Here is a 20,722-nt window from a genome sequence, read left to right as displayed (position 1 = left end):
CCGTCGTCACGCCTTGCTGCCGAGAACGCGCTGGACCAGGCTCTCGACATCGAGTGTGTCGATGTCGGCGTCCACCGGGGCCGTGTCCTCCGGTGCCGGCGTGCCGTCACCGTCGGCTCCGGTCTCCTCGGACAGGCTGAGCAGCGCCGTCAGGATGCCGGCCTCGCGGAACCGTTCGAACGGCACGGAGGCCAGAATCCGCCGCACCTCCGACTCCCGGCCGGCGAGCTGGTCGTTCTCCCGCAGCAACTCCGACCGCAGGTATTCCGCCAGCGCCTCCGGGTTCGGATAGTCGAAGATCAGCGTGGCGGGCAGTTGCAGACCGGTCGCCGCGATCAGGCTGTTGCGCATGTTGACCGCGGCCAGTGAGTCGAAGCCCACCTCCTGGAACGCCTGGGCCGGACCGATGCCGTCGGCATTGCCGTGGCCGAGGACGGCCGAGGCATGGCTGCGCACCAGCCGCAGCAGGATCCGCTTCTGCTCCGCCTCGGTGGCCGTGCGCAGAGTGGCCCCGAGTTCCTGGGTGGCTTCGTCGCCGGCCTGCGCCGCCTGCTGCAGGGCCTGTGCCTCGGGCAGATCCGACAGGAACGGGCTCGGACGCACGGACGTGAAGGTCGGCATGAAGGTGCTCCAGTCCATGCCGGCGACGGTCGTGGACCTCTCGCCGGCCAGGACCGCCTGTTCGAGCGCCGTCATCGCCGCCGCGGGCGTCATCGGAAGCAGGCCGAGGCGCCGCAGCCGGGTCAGCGCGGCCTCGTCCATTCCGACGCCCGCCTCGGTCAACGCGCCCCAGGCGATCGAGACCGCCGGGCACCCGGCGGCGCGCAGCCGGTCCGCCAGCGCGTCCAGCACCGCGTTCGCGGCTCCCGACAGCCCCTGACCGGCACCTCCCCAGACACCGGCGATGGAGGTGAAGATCACGAACGCCTCCAGCGAGGCATCCGCGAACTGCTCCCCCAGCCAGAGCGCGGTGGCCACCTTGGCCTCGTATACCGCGGCGACATCCGTCCGGCCGGTGTCGTCCAGCGTGCCGGTCTGCGTGATGTCGGCCGCGTGCACGACCGCGGTCAGCGGGTGGCCGGGGTCGGCCTGGACCAGCCGCAGGATCGCGTCCCGGTCGTGCTGGAGGCAGGACTCGACCACGACGCCGGCTTTCAGGTCCTCGAGTTCGGCGCGCAGGGCCGCCACGTCGTCGTACCGGGCCGGATCGGAGATCGTGACGACCAGCCGGTCGGCACCGGCTTCGGTGAGCCGGCGGGCGGTGTGCCGGCCGAGGCCTTCCGCGCCGCCGGTCACCAGTACCGTTCCGTGCGGACGCCACTGCCGCCCGTCGGACAGGTCCAGGGCCGCGGCGCGCCGCAGCCGCCGGACGTAGACCCCGGAACGCCGGATCGCGAGCTGGTCCTCGCCGCTGCCCCCGTCGAGCACGGCGAGCAGGCGACCGACCGCACGGGTGTCCGGGGCGGCCGGCAGGTCGATCAATCCGCCCCAGCCGTCCGGGCGCTCCAGTGCGGCCGCCAGGCCCAGGCCCCACAGGGCCGCATGGGCCGGCGCGGACACGCGATCGCGGATCCCGATGTTCACCGCGCCACGGGTCAGGCACCACAGCGGTCCGGTGTCCTGGGCCGCGGCCAAGGCCTGCACCAGCGCGAGCGTGGCCGTCGTCAGGGCGGTCGGATCGGCCGCATCGGCGCCCTGGTCCCCCAGGGCCAGCAAGGACAGTACGCCGGCGAAGCTCTCGTGCTCGGCCATGACGACCGCGAGCCGATCGGCGAACTCCGCGGCGGTGGGCTCCTGCCGCGGCACCGCCATCGTGATGACGTCGAGCCCCTGAGCGCGCGACAGCTCGATCAGGTCGTCGGCAGCGGCGTCGTCCGGGACCACGGCCAGCCAGCGGCCGCCGGGCACGCCCGCGGTCTCCTGCTCGACCGGCTTCCAGCCGACGCTGTAGCGCAGCTTCTCCACCTCGGAGCGTTCGCCCGAGCGCCTGCGCCACTCACCGAGCGCCGGCAGCACCGTGCCGAGCGCCGCCATGCTGCCACCGGGCAGGTCGAGCATCCGCCCCAGCGCCGCGCCGTCCGCCCGTTCGATCGCGGACCAGAACTCCGCATCCGTCTCGGGGACGGGCGCCCCCTCCTGCTCCGGTTCGGTGAGCCAGTAGTGCTGCCGTTCGAACGCGTAGGTGGGCAGTTCGGCAACCGGTCCGGCCTCGGCGGGCACGACGGCGGTCCAGTCGACGGGCACACCGGCGGTGAACAGCTGCGCGGCCGAGCCGAGCAGGCAGGACATCCCGCCGTCGTGGCGGCGCAGCGTCCCGGTCACGGGCGGCCGCACCGCATCCGGTGACCGCCGCTCGTCGATGAGGTCCGTGACCGGCTGCACCAGCACCGGGTGGGCGCTGACCTCCACGAACGCGCCGAAGCCCTGGCCGAGCAGTTCCGCGACGGCGGGACCGAACCTGACCTGTTCGCGCAGATTGCGGTACCAGTACCCGCCGTCGAGGACACCGCCGTCGACGATCCAGCCACCGGTCACCGTCGAGTAGAACGGAACCGACGGGGCGTGCGCCGTGATGTCCCGCAGTACGGAGGCGAGGGTGTCCTCGATGTCCTCGACGTGCCGGGTGTGCGAGGCGTAGTCGACGGGCACCTCCCGGACGGTGACGTCCTGCGCGCGCAGCGCCGCCACGGCCTCCCGCAGTGGCTCGCCGTCTCCGGCGACCACCACCGCGGACGTGCCGTTCACGACGGCCACTTCGAGCCGGTCGCCCCAGGGCGCGATCAGTTCCCGCGCCTCGTTCTCCCCGAGCCGCACCGAGACCATGCCGCCTCGCCCGGACAGCGTCCGCGCGATCGCCTGGCTGCGCACTGCCACGATCCGGGCGGCGTCCGCCAGTGACAACGCCCCCGCGACGCACGCGGCCGCGATCTCGCCCTGGGAGTGTCCGAGCACGGCGTGCGGTCGTACGCCCAGGGATTCCCAGACCGCCGCGAGGCCCACCATCATGGCGAAGCCGGCCGGCTGGATCACGTCGACGCGCTCCAGCAGGGCGGCATCCGCCGTGCCGCGCAGCACGTCCTCCAGCGACCAGTCCACCCACTCGCCCAGCGCACTCGCGCACTCGGCGATGCGTCGGCGGAACACCGCGGAGTCGTCCAGCAGCGCGGCGCCCATGCCTGCCCAGTGGGTGCCCTGTCCCGGGAACACCATCAGGATCCTGCCGGGGCCACCGGACCGGGCCGCGGTGCCGGTGACCAGGTTCGGTGCGATGTCGCCGCGGGCCAGCGCGGCCAGCCCGGCCCGCGCCGCGCCGGCGGAACCGGCGACCAGGACGGCTCGCTCCGCCAGCAGCGCGCGGCCGGTGACCAGCCGGGAGGCCACGGCGGGCAACACGTCGTCCTTCGTCACGCGGTCCAGCAGCCGAGCGGCCTGCGCGGCGAGCGACCGGCGCGTCCGGGCCGAGAGCACCAGCGGCACGGCCGGTGCGTCACCGGTCGAAGGCGGCACCGGCTGGGTGCCGGTGCCGGCTGCGGGGGCCTGTTCGAGGATCAGGTGCGCGTTCGTGCCACTGGCGCCGAACGCGGACACGGCGGCGCGCCGCGGGCGTCCTGTCCGCGGCCAGTCGCGGGCCTCGGTCAGCAGCCGGACCGTGCCGGGCGACCAGTCCACCTGCGCGGAGGGTTCTTCGACGTGCAGGGTCGCGGGCAGCTCGGCGCGGCGCAGCGCCTCGACCATCTTGACGACACCGGCCACGCCGGCCGCGGCCTGGGTGTGCCCGATGTTCGACTTGAGGGAGCCGAGCCACAGCGGCTGCCCGGGGTCACGGCCGGCGCCATAGGTCGCGAGCAGGGCCTGTGCCTCGATCGGATCGCCGAGGGACGTGCCGGTTCCGTGCGCCTCGACGGCGTCCACGTCGCCGGGCCCGAGGCCGGCCGCGGCCAGCGCCTGGCGGATGACCCGCTGCTGCGCCAGCCCGTTCGGCGCCGTCAGCCCGTTCGACGCGCCGTCCTGGGTGATCGCGGAGCCGCGGATCACCGCCAGTACGGTGTGACCCCGCTCCTTGGCCACCGACAGCCGTTCCAGGACGACCACGCCCACGCCCTCGGACCACCCCGTGCCGTCGGCGGTGGCCGAGAACGCCTTGCACCTGCCGTCGGCGGAAAGCCCGCGCTGGCGGGAGAACTCGAGGAACGCCCCCGGGCTGGCCATCACGGTCGCGCCACCGGCCAGGGCCATCGAACACTCACCACGCCGCAGTGCCTGTGCTGCCAGGTGCATCGCGACCAACGACGACGAGCAGGCGGTGTCGACCGAGATCGCGGGTCCCTCGAAGCCGAACACGTAGGCCACCCGGCCGGATGCCACGCTCGGCGAGGTGCCGGTCATGACGTAGCCCTGCACCTCGTCGGGCACCCGGTTCAGCCGGGTGACGTAATCGTGGTGCACGATGCCGGTGAACACGCCGACGTCCTGACCGCCCAGCGACAGCGGGTCGACGCCGGTGCGCTCGAGTGCCTCCCACGACGTCTCCAGAAGCAGCCGCTGCTGCGGATCCATGGCCAGCGCCTCGCGCGGGGAGATCCCGAACAGGCCGGCGTCGAACTGTGCGGCGTCGTGCAGGAATCCGCCGAACCGGGTGTAGCTGGTGCCGAGGTGCGCCGGGTCGGGGTGGTAGAGCCGGTCGGTGTCCCAGCCGCGGTCGACCGGGAACCCGGTGATCGCGTCCCGTCGCTCGGCGACCAGGCGCCACAGCCCCTCCGGGCTGTCCACGCCACCGGGCAGCCGCACACTCATGCCGACGATCGCGATCGGCTCGTCGGGATCCGGTGCCGGGCCGGCGACGGCGCGCGGCGCGGGGCTCGCGTCCAGTTCGCCGGACAGGTATGCGGCCAGTGCCTTCGGCGTCGGGTAGTTGAACACAGCGCTGGTGGGAACGTCGACGCCGGTGACGTCCTGCAGCCGGCGGCTGAGCCGGACTCCGGCCAGGGAGTCGAAGCCCAGGTCCTTGAACGACCGTTCGTCGTCGATCCACTCCGTGTCGTCCTCGCGGTAGCCGAGTACCATCCGGACGTTGTCCCGGACCACCTCCAGCAGTGCGCCCTCACGTTCCGGCGCGGGCAGTTCGACGCGGACGGGCGTGTCCCCCCGCGACGGCTCGGCAAGCGGCCCACACGCGGACCGGTCGGCGCCGGCGCCGTCGGGGGCCGGCGTGCGCCGTGCCGCGTCGACCCAGTACCGCCGGTGCTGGAAGGGGTAGGTGGGCAGTTCGGCGACGAACGCCGGAGCGGCGGTGTCCCGCCCGAGCACCGACGGCCAGTCCACCGGGACGCCCCGCACATGCAGCTCCGACACGGCCGTGAGCACCTCGGCCTGCTCGGCCCCGGACTTGCGCAGACCGGCGACACAGCCGTCGGCCCCGATGCCCGGCGACTCCGCGGCCATCGCGGTGAGCGCGCCGCCCGGCCCCACCTCCAGGAACGTCGTGACGCCCTGTTCGCGCAACTCGCGGACGGCGTCGTCGAATCGCACCGCCTCGCGGATCTGCTCGACCCAGTAGCCGGCCGTGGACATGCGGCCGTCCTGATCGACGCGGCCGGTCAGCGTGGACACGACCGGTATGCGTCCGGGGCGGTACTCCAGCTTTTCCGCCACTGCCCGGAACCCGGCCAGCATCGGTTCCATCCGCGCCGAGTGGAAGGCGTGGCTGACCTGCAGACGGCGGGTCTTGCGGCCACGGCTGCGGAATTCCGCCTCGGCCGCGAGCACGGTCGGCTCATCGCCGGACAGCACCACCGAGTTCGGGCTGTTCACCGCCGCCAGGCAGACCGTGCCCGCCGACGCGGCGACGACCGGCATGACCTCGGCCTCGCCGGCCTCCACCGCGACCATGGCTCCGCCCTCGGGCAGGGCCTGCATGAGCCCGCCGCGTGCGGCCACCAGTTCTCCCGCCGCGTCCAGGTCCAGCACTCCGGCGGCGTGGGCGGCGGCGATCTCGCCGACGGAGTGCCCGGCCACCAGATCGGGCTCGATCCCCCAGGACTCCAGCAGCCGGAACAGCGCGGTCTCCAGCGCGAACAGGCCGGCCTGGGTGTACCGGGTCTGGTCGAGCAGCTTCGCGGCCACGGATCCGGGTTCGGCGAACACCACCTCCGCCAACGACTGCGCGGGAGCATCGTGCAGGTGCTTCTCCACGGCCCGGCAGGCCTCGGCGAACGCGGAGGCGAACACCGGGTAGGCCGCCGCCAGAGCGCGGCCCATCCCGGCCCACTGACTGCCCTGACCGGTGAACAGGAAGGCGAGCTTGCCGGTGCCGGGCCGGCCCGTCACGGCCGGCTCTGCGCCCCGCCGCACCGCAGCCAGGTCCTCGATGAGCTGGGTGCGGTCGCGCACCACGAGCACGCAGCGCCGGTCCAGCTGGGCACGGCCGGTGGCCAGGGCCAGCGCCGCGTCGGTGACCGAGACGTCCTGGCGCGCGCCGAGGAAGGCGGCCAGCCGGCCCGCCTGGTCGCGCAGTGCGTCCGGGGTCCGTGCCGACAACGGGACCGCCGTCCAGGGCGCGTCGGGACGCCCGCCGGTTTCCGGGGTGTCCGGGGCCTGTTCGAGGACGAGGTGGGCGTTGGTGCCGCCGATGCCGAACGAGGACACACCCGCCCGCCGGGGACGCCCGTGCCACGGCCAGTCCCTGGCCTCGGTCAGCAGCCGGACGGCACCCGCCGACCAGTCGACGTGCGTCGAGGGACGATCGACGTGCAGCGTCCGCGGCAGCCGGCCGTGCCGCATGGCCTGCACCATCTTGATGATGCCGGCGATCCCGGCCGCCGCCTGGGTGTGCCCGATGTTCGACTTCACCGAGCCGAGCCACAGCGGCCGGTCCTCGGGCCGGCCCCGGCCGTAGGTCTCGATCAGGGCGTGCGCCTCGATCGGGTCGCCGAGCGTGGTGCCCGTGCCGTGCGCCTCGACGGCGTCCACCTCGTCGGGGCGCACTCCGGCGGCGGCGAGGGCCTTGCGGATCACCTGCTGCTGGGACGGGCCGTTCGGGGCGGTCAGCCCGTTCGACGCACCGTCCTGGTTGACGGCCGACCCACGGATCACGGCCAGCACCGGGTGCCCGTGCCGGCGTGCCGCGGACAGCGGTTCGACCAGGAGCAGTCCGACGCCCTCGGACCAGCCGGTGCCGTCCGCCGCGTCGGCGAACGCCTTGCACCGGCCGTCCGGCGCCAGTCCGCGCTGCCGGGAGAACTCGATGAACGTCTCCACCGTGCTCATGACCATCACGCCCCCGACGAGCGCCATCGAGCACTCGCCGGTGCGCAGCGCCTGCGCGGCCAGGTGGACCGCCACCAGCGAGGACGAGCAGGCGGTGTCGACGGTGATGGCCGGTCCCTGCAGACCCAGGTGGTACGCGACCCGGCCCGACAGGACGCTGCCGGAGGTTCCGGTGAGCCGGAATCCCTCCACATCACTCGCGTCGTGGGTGCGGACGAGCCAGTCGTGGCTGTTCACGCCCACGAACACGCCCACGTCCTGACCGGCCAGCGTGCCGGGATCGATACCGGCCCGTTCCAGGGTCTCCCAAGAGGCCTCCAGCACCAGCCGCTGCTGGGGATCCATCGCCAGGGCCTCGTTGGGCGAGATGCCGAAGAAGGCCGCGTCGAACCCCGCGGCGTCCTCGAGGAAGCCCCCGTGGCGCACGTACGTCGTGCCGGGGTGGTCGGGGTCGGGGTGGAAGACGCGGTCGACGTCCCAGCCCCGGTCGTCCGGGAATTCGGTGACCACGTCGGTCTCTTCCTGCAGCACCCGCCACAGGTCCTCGGGGCTGTGCACGCCGCCCGGGAACCGGCACGCCATCGAGACGATCGCGAGCGGCTCGCCGGTGCGGGGGGCTTCGGCCGCCACCGCCTCGGGAGCGGTCTCACCCGCCAGCTTGTCGCGAAGATGGCCGGCCAGGGCCGTCGGCGTGGGGTAGTCGAAGACGATCGACGAAGGCAGCCGGCATCCGGTCGCCGCGGCCACCCTGTTGCGCAGCTCCAGCGCCGTCAGCGAATCGAAACCGGCGTCCTTGAACGCCCGGTCCGGCGGCACGCCGGCCGGATCCGGGTGGCCGAGGATCGCCGCGGCATGCTGCCGGACCAGCGAGAGCAGCGCCTCGGACCGCGCCGAGGGATCGGACATCGCGGCGATCCGCTCGGCCGGCGATCCGGGGGCCGACACGCCGTCGGCGGCGGCGAGCGTCCGCCGTACCGGGACCAGCCCGCGCAGCACGGCCGGAAGCGGGGTACCGGAGCCGCGCAGCGCGGCGAAGTCGAACTTCGCTGCCAGCAGCCTTGCGTCGGCACCGTCCGCGAGGGCGGCGTCGAGCAGTGCCAGACCATGCGCGTCCGGCAGGCCGGCCATGCCGAGATCCCGGTTGCGTCTGAGGTCGGCCGTGCCGAGATGCCGCGTCAACCCGCTGGCGGACTCCCAGTAGCCCCAGGCGAGGGACACGGCGGGCAGGCCCGCTCGGCGTCGCTGGACCGCGAGCGCGTCCAGTGCGGCGTTGGCCGCCGCGTAGTTGCCCTGTCCGGGGTTGCCGAGCACACCCGCGGCCGAGGAGAACAGCACGAACGCGGTGAGCGGCAGGTCACGGGTGAGTTCGTCGAGGTGCCGTGCGGCGTCCAGCTTCGGCCGGAAGACGGTGTCGACGCGGTCGGCGGACAACTCGGTGAGCACGCCGTCGTCGAGCACACCCGCGGTGTGCACGACCGCGGTGAGCGGGTGTTCCGGCGCGATCGTGGCCAGCAGCGCGGCGACCTGGTCGCGGTCGGCCGCATCGAGCGCGGCGACCTCGACGTGCGCGCCGAGCGCGCGCAGTTCGTCGCGCAACTCGGCGGCCCCGTCCGCGTTCAGCCCGCTGCGGCCGGCCAGGACCAGGTGCCGGATGCCGTGCCGGGCCACCAGGTGCCGCGCGGTCAGTGCGCCGAGCATCCCGGTGCCGCCCGTGATCAGCACGGTGCCCGCCGGATCGAGGACACCTGTCGTGCCGTCGGCCGGCCATGCGTCCGCGGCGACCGGGGTCAGCCTCGGTACCTCCACCTCACCGTCGCGCAGCCGCAGTTGTGGCTCGTCGGCCAGTGCGGCCACGATCTCCGGCACCCGCTGCCGGGCCTCGCCGTCGGCGTCGACCAGGACGATCCGGCCGGGTTGTTCCGACTGGGCCGAGCGCACCAGTCCCCAGACGGCGGCGGCACTCGGCTGGGTGCTGTCCGGCGTGACGACGACCAGGCGCGCGGACTCGTGACCGGTACCGGCGGCGAACGCCTGCAGAACGGCCAGGGTGGCGTTGACCGAAGTCCGCGCGTCACCCGCCCCCGTCGGTGGCTCGAAGACCAGCAGTTCGGCGTCCGCGAGCGCGGCCTCCCGCGCGGTGCGGACCTCCAGGACGGACCCGGTGGCCCCGCCCCGCGGCACCGGGCAGGCGAGCCATTCGGTACGGAAGAGTCCGTCCGGCACGCCGGTGGGCCCGTCCGCCGCGGCGGCCGGGCGCACCTCGATCCGTTCCGCCCGCAGCACCGGCTGCCCGGCCGGGTCGGCCAGTTCCAGCTGGTAGGCGTCGTCCCCGGTGGGTGCCGCCGCCACTCGGACGGCGGACGCGCCGACGGCCAGCAGGCCGACACCCCGCCAGCGCCAGGGGCGGTGCCCGTCGGGCACGGCGGCGCGGACGGCGTCGGCCAGGAGCAGGGGGTGCAGGCCGTAACTCCGGGCGTCTGGGACGTCGTTCTCCTGGAGGGCGACGACGCCGATGTCGTCGGCGCCGGTCAGGTCCGCGGTGCGGGGGGCTCGCGTCGCGCGCGCCAGCCTTCCGTGCGCGTGCCGCACCCAGGCCGCGCCGGGTGCCGCGTCCTCGGGCCGGGAGTAGACGTCGATCGGCCGCAGGCCGTCGCCCAGGGCCTCCCCCACGACGACGCGTACGTCGAGTGCGCCGTGCGGCGGCAGGACCAGCGGCCGGTCGACGGTCAGCTCGTCGACGACCGGGGTGCCGGCCTCGTCACCGGCCCGGACCGCGACCTCGACCAGGACCGCGTCGAGCGCCCGTCCCCGGTCCGTGTCGCCGAGCAGGTCCCGCAGCGTGTCCCTCGACCACCGCGCGGTCGCGACGACGCCGCAGGCCGGCACCTGCACCAGACGCCCGAGCAGGGGGTGGCCGCTGTCCGTCGGCCCCTCTGCCGCCGTGCCCGCGGCGGACGGGGCGGGCAGCCAGTAGTGCCGGTGCTCGAAGGGGTAGGGAGGCAGTTCCACCCAGTCGGCGCCGCCGCGCGGCAGCACCGAGGACCAGTCCACCGGCACGCCCTGGACGAACAGTTCGGCGGCGGACGTCAGCAGTCGGCGAAGGCCGCCGTCGTCACGGCGCAGTGACCCCGTCAGCACCACGTCCGCGCCCGCTTCGTCGACGACCTGCGCGATCGGCTGGGCCGTCACCGGGTGCGCGCTCGCCTCGACGAAGACCTCGAAGCCCTGGGCCACCAGCCCGGCGACGGTCTGCCCGAAGCGCACCGGCCGGCGGAGGTTGCGGTACCAGTAGTCCCCGTCGAGCACGTCGCCGTCGGCGATCCTCGCTCCCGTGACCGTCGAGTGGAACGGCACCACGGGGGTACGCGCGTCCAGGGCGGACAGCCCCTCCTCCAGGGCTGCGCGGACCGCTTCCACCTGCTTGGTGTGCGAGGCGTAGTCGACCGCCACCCGGCGGGTCCGGACGCCCTCGCGGTCCAGGGCGCCGAGCGCCTCGTCCAGCGCGGCGGTGGTGCCGGAGACGACGACCGAGGACGGGCCGTTGACGGCGGCGACCTCGACCTGGCCGGACCACGCCGCGAGCCGGGCCTCGGCCGCTTCGGCGGCCAGCGCGACCGATGCCATGCCACCATGGCCGGCCAGCGTGGCCGCGATGGCCTGACTGCGCACGACCACCACCCGGATCGCGTCGGCCAGCGACAGCGCGCCCGCGACGCACGCCGCGGCCACTTCTCCCTGGGAATGGCCGACGACGGCGTCCGGTGTCACGCCCAGCGTCTCCCAGACGGCGGCCAGGGCGACCATCACCGCGAAGCTGGCCGGCTGTACGACGTCGACGCGCTGGAGCAGTTCGTCGTCGGCCTCCCCGCGCAGCACGTCGAGCAGCGACCAGTCGACATGGCCGGCCAGGTGCCCGGCGCACTCGTCGATCCGCTGCGCGAACACCGGTGACGTGGCGAGCAGTTCGCGGCCCATCCCCCGCCACTGCGCGCCCTGGCCGGGGAACACCAGGACCACACCCCGCGGCGGGACCTGACGCTCGGTGCCGCCGCGCACCACCAGCGACCCGTCCTCGGTTCCGCGGGCAAGGCCGGTGAGGCCGGCCACGGCTTCCGCGCGGGAGGCGGCCAGTACCACCGCACGCTCGCGCAGCACGGTCCGCTGCGCGACCAGCGCCGCGGCGACCTCGGCCCAGCGGGCGTCGTCGGCATCGGCCAGCAGGGCCGCGATCCGGCCGGCCTGCGCGCGCAGCGCCTCCGGGCCGGCGGCCGACACGACAACGGGCACGACGGCCGGAACGGCACCGCGCCCCACCGCGACCGCGTCCTTGCGGGGACCCTGCGGTGCCTGTTCGAGGATCACGTGCGCGTTGGTCCCGCTCACCCCGAAACTGGAGACACCGGCCCGGCGCGGGCGTCCGTGGTCGGGCCAGGGCCGGCTCGCGGTCAGCAGTTCGACCGCGCCGGAGGCCCAGTCGACCCGGTCCGTCGGTTGGTCCACGTGCAACGTCGGCGGCAGGACGCCGTGCCGCATCGCCTGCACCATCTTGATGATGCCGGCGACCCCGGCCGCCGCCTGGGTGTGGCCGAGGTTCGACTTCAGCGAGCCCAGCCACAGTGGCCGCTCCGGCTGCCGGCCCAAGCCGTAGGTCGCCAGCAGCGCCTCGGCCTCGATCGGATCGCCCAGCACGGTCCCCGTGCCATGGCCTTCGACGACGTCCACGTCCTCGGCCGTGAGACCGGCCGCGGCCAGCGCCCGGCGGATGACGCGTCGCTGTGCCGGACCACTGGGCGCCGTCAGCCCGTTGGAGGCGCCGTCCTGGTTCGTCGCGGAGCCCCGCAGGACGGCCAGCACCCGGTGTCCGGCCCGCTGGGCGTCGGTGAGCCGTTCGAGGACGAGGACACCCACGCCTTCGGCCCAGCTCGTGCCGTCCGCCGAGGACGAGTACGACTTGCACCGGCCGTCGGCGGCGAGTGCCCGCTGCCGGGAGAACTCGACGAACGACCGGGGCGTTGCCATCACGGTGACGCCACCGGCCAGGGCGAGCGTGCACTCACCGCCGCGCAGCGCCTGTCCGGCCAGGTGCAGGGCCACCAGCGACGAGGAGCACGCGGTGTCCACGGTGACCGCCGGTCCCTGGAACCCGAACGAATAGGAGACCCGCCCCGAGGCCACGCTGGAGGCGGTGCCGGTGGTGGTGAAGCCCTCGAGCTCCGGGGACGGCTGCCCGGAGCCGCCGTAGCCCTGGTCCATCAGTCCGAAGTAGACGCCGACCTCGCTGCCGCGCAGTCCGGCCACGTCGAGACCGGCGTGTTCCAGCGCCTCCCACGAGGTCTCCAGCAGCTGACGCTGCTGCGGATCCATGGCCAGGGCCTCGCGCGGGGAGATCCCGAAGAAGCCCGCGTCGAAGTCTCCCGCGCCGTCGAGGAAGCCGCCGCGGTCCAGGTACGTCGTCCCGGGCCGGTCGGGATCGGGATCGAACAGCACCGCAAGGTTCCAGCCGCGGTCGTCCGGGAACGGCGACACCACCTCGCGTCCGTCGAGGACCAGCCGCCACAGGTCGTCGGGACCGGCGATGCCGCCGGGCAGCCGGCACGCCATGCCGACGATCGCGATCGGCTCCTGCGGATCGGCGCGGTCGAGCGGCACCGCCTCGGCCGCGGGCCGGACGGCGCCGGTCAGCTCGGCGTGCAGGTGGGCCGCGAGCGCCCGCGGGGTCGGGTGGTCGAAACTGACCGCCACCGACAGCCGCAGCCCCGTGTTCATGACCAGCCGATTGCGCAGTTGCACGGCGGCGGTCGACGTGTAGCCGAGGTCGCGGAAGGCCCGGTCGGCAGGAAGGGATTCCGGCTCGGGCAGCTGGGCGACCGCGGCGGCCTCCGTGCAGACCAGCCGTTCCAGCCGCGCCAGTTGGGCGTGCGCGTCCAGCCGGCCGAGTTCCGCGAGCAGCGCCGCGGCCACGGCCTCGTCGGGACGGGCTTGCGGGACGGGCTCGGGGAACAGGCGCCGCAGCAGCGGCGGCACGTCCTCTCCGGGCTCGGGCCGGGGCGGGCGCAGGGCCAGGAGCGGCGATGTGCCCGGGTCGGCGACGAGCGCGTCGAAAGCCGACAGACCGTCTCTGGTACGGCGTACGTCGCCGGGCTCGGCCGCGCCCGGTGCCCAGGTGAGCAGGGCGGCCGTCCGGCCGTTTCGGCGCTGCTCGGCGATCTCCCACTCGACGACCGCGCGGGAGATCGCCGCGTCGGTGTCCGCCGGCGGGTCGGCGAGCACCAGCAGCGGCACCGGCCGCTCGCCGTCGGCAGCGACCGTGCCGATCAGCGCGGTCACGTCGGGATCGCCGTCCGCGACGACGACGGCGGTCACCGGCGTCTCCTCGAGCGCGCTCCGCAGGGTTCCCGGCCGCAGCGCCTGCGCGGTGTCGAGCGGCAGCAGCCGCGCCACCCGGTGAACTGCCCTGAGGTGTTCGGCCACAGCGGCGCCACGCGGGGTGTCGGCTCCCGTCACGACCACGGCACCGTCCGACAGCGTCACGGGCGGGTCGGCCACCGGCCGACGAGCCAGCCGGGGCACGACGAGGCCGCCGGAACGCAGCGCCGACCGCGGTTCGCCGGCCGCGAGAGCCGTCCGCAGAACCTCGATGTCCAGCTCCGTGCCGGCCTCCAGATCGAGCACGCGGACCCGGTCCGGACAGGTGTCCTGCAGCGCCGTGGCGACCGCCCAGATCAGGCACTGCCCCGGATCGGCCGGCTCGTCGCCGGTACCGGCCGACACGCCACGGCGGGTCAGCACCAGCAGCCGGGTCGCGGCCGTGTCCTCGCGGGCGAGCCAGCCGCTCAGCTGCGCGGCGAGCCGCCGTGCCCGGTCCTGACCGAGGCCGGCCGATCCCGACCCGGTGTCACCGGCCGGGAGCAGCACTGCCGTCTCCTCGGCGGCGCCGTCGCTCTCCCCCACCATGGCCAGTTCCGCGTAACCGGCGACCATGTCGGCGCCGTCCGGCCAGGAGGCCACCAGCTCGGGCGCGTCGGGGCCGACGAGCGCCCACCGCTGCGGCACCGGTTGGTCCGGTTGGGCCGGAACCCATTCGAGGGTCAGTACGGCCTCGTAGCGGCCGTCGGCCGAGTAGCGCTGCAGCGCGGGCCGCCCGCCAAGCAGGCGGCGCTGGATCTTGCCGGACGCGGTGCGTGGAATCCCGGCGACCTCGTGGACCGCCTCGGGCACTTTGGCGGCGGGAAGCTCCGTGCGGCAATGCCGGATCAGTTCGCGGACGTCCAGGCCGACGGTGCGGTCCTCGACCACGTAGGCCGTCGGCACTTCGCCCAGCAGGTCGTGGGGCTCACCGACGACGGCGACGTCCCGGACACCGGCGAAGCCGCGGATCGCCGACTCGATCTCCTCCGGGTGGAAGTTCTCCCCGCCGCGGATGATGAGGTCACTGATCCGGCCGCACACCGTGAAGTAGCCGGCCTCGTCGCGGCGCGCCAGATCGCCGGTGCGGTACCAGCCGTCGCGCAGCGCCGAGGCGGTCACCTCGGGCAGGTTGTGGTAGCCGACCATGACGTTCGGACCGCTGACCCACACCTCACCCTCGACCCCGGCCGGCACCTCCACGCCGCTGTCCGGGTCGACGATCCGCACCCGCACGCCGGGCACCGGCAGGCCGCACGACCCTTCGACCCGGTCCCCGTGCGGGGGGTTCATGGTGATCGCCCCGCAGGTCTCCGTGCTGCCGTAGGCGTCCACCAGCGGCACCCCGAACGTCTCCCGGAACGTCCGGCACAACTCGGGACTGGCCACGGCGCCACCGACCAGACCGATCCGCAGATCCGGCAGCCGGACCGATTCCCGGCGCGCCACCCGGATCAGGTTCTGGTAGACGGTGGGCACTCCCGCCACGAACGTGGCACGGGTCTCGTGCAGCGCCGCCAGGACATCGTCGGCCGAGCCGCCGTCGAGGATGCGCGCGGTGGCACCGACCGTCGTGACCGCGAGAACGCAGGCGATGTGCGAGAGGCTGTGGAACAGCGGGAGCGGCCACACCACACGGTCCGCCGCACACAGGCCCGGGATCGGCACATAGCACATGGCGACGGAGTACAGGCAGTTGTACTGGGTGGACAGGACGCCCTTGGGCTTTCCCGTCGTCCCGGACGTGTAGAAGATCCACGCCACCTCGTGCAGACCCAGATCGTCACGGGCGGGCAACTCCGGTTCCGTACCGGCCAGTTCCTCGAAGGCGTGGTACTTCACCGTACCGGTCGACTGCGGCGCGGGCCCGGTCACCAGGACGGTGGCACCGGCGGCCAGGGCGGGCAGACCGGCCAGATCCGGTATTCCCGCCGGGTCGGTGATGATGACCGATGCGCCGCTGTCGGCCAGCAGGTGGTCCAGTTCCGCGCGCGTGGCAGCGGGATTGACCGGCACTCCCACACAGGCCGCCCGTGCGACGGCGAGGTAGCTCTCCACCGTGGCCACGCTGTTGCGCAGGTGGATCGCCACCCGGTCACCGCGCGCCGCGCCCAGGCCGGCCAGGTGGCCCGCGATACGGCGGGTACGCAGTTCGAGTTCCCCGTAGGTGACAGCCCGGCGGTCGTCCTCGAACGCGACCTTGCCGGCATCGCCGTCGGCGTGTTCCCGCAGGGAGACCGCAAGAGCCTTGATCAGATCACTGTCCACGCCGCCGAAATCCTTTTCCTGGTGTGAATTCGCCTCAGTCCGGACGATGAGAATGAGAGGCTGCCTACCGGCATTCCGAGGCACGGTAATGTGCTCGCCCCCGGCCGGACATCCCTCACGCTGGCAGATTGCCCGTCGGCAGCGGCAGTCCGAGGTTTTCGACCGGGGCAACAAAAAACGGTGGCGGCCGAAGCGGATGTGTCCGCTTCGGCCGCCACCGCACTGTCCGGGCGCCGACGACCGCCGTTTTGCCGGTGCCAGCCCGGCTACGCGACCGGTTCTTCCACCCGCACCGGGGGCTTGACGGCGCCCACAGAGGCACCGGGCGGGCCGAACAGCGTGATCCAACGTCCGTGCCAGGTAGGGGCGTTGCGCACGTCCTTGAGCATCACCCACAGCTCGTGGAAGTTGGTCTTGAGCGGGTTGTACGTCCCGATGTTCTTGGTCAGCCCGTAGGTGGGAACGTCGAGTTCGGGCGCGTAACTTCCGAACATACGGTCCCAGATGATCAGGATGGCTCCGTAGTTCTTGTCCAGGTAGGGGTTGTTGGACCCGTGGTGGACGCGGTGGTGCGAGGGAGTGTTGAACACGAACTCGATCGGCCTGGGCAGCTTGCCGACCCGCTCGGTGTGCAGCGGCCACTGGTAGATCAGGCCGAGCGTCTGGCAGAAGAGGATCACATACGCGGGGACACCGGCCAGCCCGGCGGGAATGAACGCCGCGTTGCGCAGGAAGATGGCCTGGGGCATCATCGCCGGCGTCCGTACCGCGGTGGACAGGTTGAAGTACTCGCTGGAGTGGTGCACGCTGTGCGCGGCCCACAGGAACCTGATCCGGTGGTCGGCGCGGTGTGCCCAGTAGTAGCAGAAGTCGGTGACCACCATGCCCACCACCCACGTCCACCACGCGTCGGCCGGCATGTGCCACGGTGTCAGCGCGGAGGCGACGACGACGAACGAGAACGGGAGCACGGCGCGTTCCAGCGGCCCGGTGAACTGGCTCAGGAGACTGATCAGCAGGCTGTTGGTGGTGTCCCGGCCGAGGAATCCGCGCTTGTCGTCCCGGTTCCGCTTACGCCGCCAGGTTATCCATTCGGCGAGCAGCAGAATCACGAACGACGGCATGACGATGCTGAACAGGAGCGCGTAGGGCAGGTCCTTCATCGGAGCGGCCATCTCCCCTCAAGACTCTGGGCGGACATTGTGTGGTGGTGCGGTCCCTGCGCGGCATTGATGGGGGTGTTCTTCACGTCGTCGTAGGACTGCGCCGCGTGCCAGGCGAAGAAGCCGCCGAGGACAAGCGTCAGTACGGCGGTGGTGACCAGCACCTGCCGATTCGCGGACCGGTCCGCGCCGGGGACGAAACGCCACGCGGTGACAATGGCCACGGCAACCAGGAGAAGCGCGAGACCGATGGACTCGATGATCGACCAGTTCTCGACGCTCGGGAGCTTGAATCCGTAGAAATCCTTGTGGAGCCGGCCGGTGTCGTCTCCGTTGACCCAATGGGCCGCCGTGATCGACGTGCCGGGCACGACCAGGCCGCTGACCGACCAGAACAGCGCCGCCGTCACGAAGCCGCACTTGGCGGCGATGGTCACGAGCATGACGTCGCGTCGAGTCGTCGGACGTCCGTCGGGGTGGGACCTACGGGCACGCAGCACGCGCGCGGAGGGAACACCGACGACCAGTGCCGCCCCGATCCCGATCGCCAGCGGTGACACCAGCAGCAGGTCGAAGACCCGGATCGCCTTCGCGCACTGCGCGAGGGAGCCGTTCGCCTGGAAGGACTGCCCGGCCAGCAGGCCGACCAGCAGACCGCCGACGAGCGACAGGGCGACCAGCGTGAGGATCCCGGTCACCAGCCAGCGGACCACCTGCGCCGCTGATTTCTTCCGGACCCCGCCGGTCTCCTTCTCCGCACCTATTACCGCTTCCGTCGATGCTTCCGTAGTTGCCTGCGTAGTTGCTTGCGTAGTTGCTTGCGTCGTTGCTTCCGTCATTGCGGAACTCCCTAGCTCTGCGGGCGGACAGCGGCGAAGTAGGCACGCAGCGGAGCAGCCGCGTGCTCCCCGGCACCGCCCTTGATCGCCTCGGTCAGCGCGACGAGCTGAGCCGAGGCGATGGCACGGGTCACCGGGTCCAAAATCGTGGGCACGACCGTCCCGCTCTTCTCGTCTTCGGCATCGCTGAGTTTGTCGCCGGCCTCGGTCAGTACCACCCACGGTCCGCTGATCACGTGCGCGTGGCAGTCGTGCAGCACCCGGCCGAGATCGGCCAGGCCACCCCGGCCCAGGCCGCGTCCGGGGGTGGCCGCCATGGTCACCACGCACTTGCCGGCCAGCGCTGACTTGACGACCGGGCGCGAGGCCCAGTCGATCGCGTTCTTGACCACACCCGGAATGGATCCGTTGTACTCCGGCGAGACGAGGAGCAGTCCGTCCGCCTCGCTGATCGCCGTGCGCCAACGCCGGACCGGTTCCGGGACGCCGTCCCGGACATCGAGGTCCTGGTTGTACAGCGGCAGATCGCCGAGCCCGTCGAAGACATCGATCTGCACGTCCTTTGGGGCCAGTGGCCGCAGTGCGGCCAGGAGCCGGCTGTTGAGCGACTCCTTCCGAAGCGATCCCGAAACACCAAGAATGCGCAACCTACTACTCACCTTCACGCTCGAAATCGCAGACTGGAAAGGGCACTTACTCAGTCGCGCAGCGACCTCTGCGACGTTACTCTCCTGCGAGCCGCCGGCCATCCGTCAGGTGGCTAGTAGTACGGGCGGAGATTCCGCGGGACGTTGGCAGCCCTTAAACTCACGACACGGCCACCATGAACGGGCGTTGAAGCATCACTTGCCGCCGTCAGCTTGCTGTCGAATTATGTGGAGTACGAGGATGGACGTCGCCATGGGCGGCAAAAGGCGGCAGCGCCGCTGCAATACCCGCCAGCACATCCAGGACACCGCGCTGGAACTGTTCGCCGAGCAGGGCTACGACAAAACCTCCCTGCGCGAGATCGCCGAGCGTCTCGGCGTCACAAAGGCGGCGCTCTACTACCACTTCAAGACCAAGGAAGAGATCATCGTCAGTGTCTTCAGGGACCTGACGCAGCCGATCGAGGACCTGATCGAGTGGGGCCGGCGCCAGCCGGACGCCCTGGAGGCCAAGCAGGAGATCGTACGGCGCTACAGCCGGGCGCTCGCCGACACGGAACTGCTCCACCGCTTCATGCAGGAGAACCAGGCGGCCGTACGGGAACTGCGCGTCGGCGACATCTTCAAGGACCAGACCCGCCGCCTGCACGAGATCTTCGTCAGCCCCGGGAGTGATCTCGTCGACCAGGTGCGCTGCATCAGCGCCCTCGTCACCCTGCACGCGGGCACCTTCGTCATGCAGACCCGCGAAAGCGACCCCGACAAACGGCGCGAGGCGGTCCTCCAGGTTGCCGTGGAGATGATCACCCAGGCCTACCAGGACAGGTGAACCCCGCCGGCCGGCCGGATGCGCTCCGGCCGGCCCTGCGTTCACCGCTGCGGCACTCGGTCGGCGCAGTCGCGCAACGACGTCAGGATGTGGTCGTGGATCCGGTCCATCTGCTCCGTCGTGAAGCACTGGGTGCTGTACGGCATTTCGATGCTGAACCGGTCGTAGATCGTCGTCGGCTGGGCGATCAGCGGGCCTCCGGGCGTGTCCGGGTTCCACTTGCTCGACAGGCCGAACTTGGTCATGTCGACGATCTCCAGGCCCTTCGGGGACGGCGGGCCCGCCAGCCTGCCGGTACTGGTGAGCATCAGGCTCGTGGGCCACACCTGCGGGTGCCGCAGCAGCCGGCTCAGTGCCTGCATCTCCAGGACCGTGTCACCTCGCTCGATGCCGGCGCGCAGCTCCTCGGTGATGCGCCGGCCCAGCTTCACCGGGTCGGCACCGGCGGGGACGTCGAGCAGATCCCGGTACCAGGAGGCCGTGGGCACCATCGCATCCCGGCTGAGCGCCACCTGGTCGCGCAGGTCGACGGCGGAGAACACGGACAGCCGGTGGCCGGCCTGGTCCGCGGGCAGGCCACTGCGGACGGCCGTCAGCAGCACCGCGCCGACCAGCCCGTTCACCGTCACCCCGGCGTGCTTGGCGAAGGCGAGCAGCCCGGCGGTCTCGGCCTCGGTCAGCCGCAGCCTGCGTGTGTTCATCGTGCGGTCCGCGGGCACCTCGGCCGCCGACGGGGCCGCCAGGTAGGGCAGCGACGCCACCGGAGCGCCCTCGGCCCGGCGCAGCCGTTCCTGGACGTAGGCATCGAGTTCGGCATCGGTGCGCGGCGGCAGCAGATCATCGAGGGCCGGGGGGAACTCCTGTGGCACGGCTTCGGGCGCCCAATTCCCCGCGGCGGCCTGGATGTCGCCGTAGCGCTGCCACACCCGGTTGCAGAACGCGGTCGCCGTACGGCCGTCGCAGATCGCGTGGTCGAGGCCGAAGATCACCGTGTCCTCGTCGGAGCCGGTCAGCAACACGGCACGCGCCAGCGGGCCACCGAGATGCAGCGGCTTGTTGTACTCCTCCACCTGTACGCCGGGTCCGTCGGGCCGGACCCGCAGCCGCGGCAGCTCGCCCGGCTGAAGCGGACTCAGGTAGAAGTCCTCGCCGTCCTTCTCGATCCGGCAGCGCAGCGGCAGGTGCTCGGCCAGCACCGCGGAGAAGGCCGCGTCCAGCAGTTCCGGGTCGACGCCGCCGCGGACCACGCACACCGTCACGGCCTGCGTCCTGATCTCGCCGACGTACATACGTTCTGAAGGGGCT

Annotated in this window: 6 protein-coding genes; 1 reads left to right on the top strand and 5 read right to left on the bottom strand. The window is 72.6% G+C overall.

The genetic code is table 11. The features are described 5' to 3' along the window. Positions 1 to 6: 6 nt before the first annotated feature. From BFF78_RS27205 to BFF78_RS27190, 4 genes are all read right to left on the bottom strand, one after another. A complete protein-coding gene (locus BFF78_RS27205) occupies positions 7 to 15,939 on the bottom strand; it encodes a type I polyketide synthase (RefSeq protein WP_069780806.1) in 15,933 nt (5,310 codons plus the stop codon). A 266-nt stretch (positions 15,940 to 16,205) separates the two neighbouring features. After that, positions 16,206 to 17,114, bottom strand: a complete 909-nt coding sequence (locus BFF78_RS27200; protein WP_227025938.1) for a sterol desaturase family protein — start codon at positions 17,112 to 17,114, stop codon at positions 16,206 to 16,208. Then, positions 17,099 to 17,941 (bottom strand): hypothetical protein, encoded by an 843-nt coding sequence (locus BFF78_RS27195; protein WP_159033064.1) that lies wholly within the window; start codon positions 17,939 to 17,941, stop codon positions 17,099 to 17,101. The genes BFF78_RS27200 and BFF78_RS27195 overlap by 16 nt, the downstream gene beginning before the upstream one ends. Positions 17,942 to 17,952: 11 nt before the next feature. Next, entirely contained in the window at positions 17,953 to 18,690 is a 738-nt protein-coding gene (locus BFF78_RS27190; protein WP_079161497.1) for an NAD(P)H-dependent oxidoreductase, read from the bottom strand. A gap of 139 nt (positions 18,691 to 18,829) precedes the next feature. Between BFF78_RS27190 and BFF78_RS27185 the strand changes: the two genes are divergently transcribed. Next, positions 18,830 to 19,417: a TetR/AcrR family transcriptional regulator gene (locus tag BFF78_RS27185; RefSeq protein WP_069780803.1), complete on the top strand. Its 588-nt coding sequence runs from the start codon at positions 18,830 to 18,832 to the stop codon at positions 19,415 to 19,417. A gap of 41 nt (positions 19,418 to 19,458) precedes the next feature. On the opposite strand, the gene BFF78_RS27180 is transcribed toward BFF78_RS27185, so the two are convergent. Beyond that, complete coding sequence (locus tag BFF78_RS27180; RefSeq protein ID WP_069780802.1) at positions 19,459 to 20,706, bottom strand: phthiocerol/phthiodiolone dimycocerosyl transferase family protein; 1,248 nt, start codon at positions 20,704 to 20,706, stop codon at positions 19,459 to 19,461. Positions 20,707 to 20,722 lie beyond the last annotated feature (16 nt).

Origin of the sequence: Streptomyces fodineus (assembly GCF_001735805.1) — a bacterium.
Classification (GTDB): Bacteria; Actinomycetota; Actinomycetes; order Streptomycetales; family Streptomycetaceae; genus Streptomyces; species Streptomyces fodineus.
This window is presented reverse-complemented; position numbering and strand designations above follow the sequence as displayed.

Coding starts and splice junctions, on each gene's coding strand:
- BFF78_RS27200 (WP_227025938.1), bottom strand. CDS start 17,114: ATGGCCGCTCCGATGAAGGACCTGCCCTACGCGCTCCTGTTCAGCATC.
- BFF78_RS27195 (WP_159033064.1), bottom strand. CDS start 17,941: ATGACGGAAGCAACGACGCAAGCAACTACGCAAGCAACTACGCAGGCA.
- BFF78_RS27190 (WP_079161497.1), bottom strand. CDS start 18,690: ATGGCCGGCGGCTCGCAGGAGAGTAACGTCGCAGAGGTCGCTGCGCGA.
- BFF78_RS27185 (WP_069780803.1), top strand. CDS start 18,830: ATGGACGTCGCCATGGGCGGCAAAAGGCGGCAGCGCCGCTGCAATACC.
- BFF78_RS27180 (WP_069780802.1), bottom strand. CDS start 20,706: ATGTACGTCGGCGAGATCAGGACGCAGGCCGTGACGGTGTGCGTGGTC.